This window comes from Aquabacterium sp. UBA2148, from assembly GCF_002328915.1.
GTDB classification, from domain to species: Bacteria; Pseudomonadota; Gammaproteobacteria; order Burkholderiales; family Burkholderiaceae_C; genus Aquabacterium; species Aquabacterium parvum.
The window spans coordinates 11287-11983 of record NZ_DCXA01000018.1 but is presented as its reverse complement, the minus strand read 5'-3'; the positions used below and the strand labels follow the sequence as shown (position 1 = coordinate 11983).

Genomic DNA, 697 nt, shown 5'->3' with positions numbered 1-697 from the left:
CCAGCCGATCCCGGCGCGCTCACGCTGCCCGCCCACCTGCGCGTGGTCGATGAGCTGCGCGCCCCCCTGCTGGCCGACGACATGCCGCTGTGGCTGCAAGCCTGGCAGCACATCGACGCCGAGGTGTTGCCAGCGGTGCTGTCAGCACTCGATGCCGGGCAAGCTGTCCAACTCACCCTCTGCGGTGAGCGCCACGCCCTCACCCTGGGCCCGGGCGCAAAGCCTGGGCTGGTGAGCAGGTGGGTGTCTGGCCTGAAACGACTGGGTGGCCACGCGCCCCAGGCCTCGCCCGCAGCCTGCCTGGGCGAGCTCTGATCGCCCACACGACCGCATCAACCCCACGACCGCCGCTCAACACGTCCACCATGAAGTTCACCCCCCGAGACGTGCCCCCGCGCACCGCCTGGTCCCTGGAGCAGGCGGGCGTGCCGCCCCTGCTGGCCCGCCTGTACGCCGCGCGCGGCATCCGCCAGCCCGAAGACCTCGACGACAGCCCAGCATGCCTGCTGCCGCCTTCCCAATTGCAAGGCGCGCAAGAAGCGGCCCGCCTGCTCGCCGACGCCATCGAGCAGGGCCAGCGCATCTGCATCGTGGCCGACTACGACTGCGACGGCGCCACCGCCTGTGCCACCGGCCTGCGCGGCTTGATGATGCTGGGCGCACGGCCCGAGCAGGTCGGCTACGTGGTGCCGGACCG

At 72.0% G+C, this 697-nt stretch carries 2 pseudogenes; both read left to right on the top strand.

Annotation, left to right across the window (positions count from 1 at the left end):
* A pseudogene (locus tag B2W70_RS00920) lies at window positions 1-315 on the top strand (hypothetical protein); the annotation flags it as partial.
* 50 nt (window positions 316-365) lie between these two features.
* Window positions 366-697 (top strand): annotated as a pseudogene (locus B2W70_RS00915) (single-stranded-DNA-specific exonuclease RecJ); the annotation flags it as partial.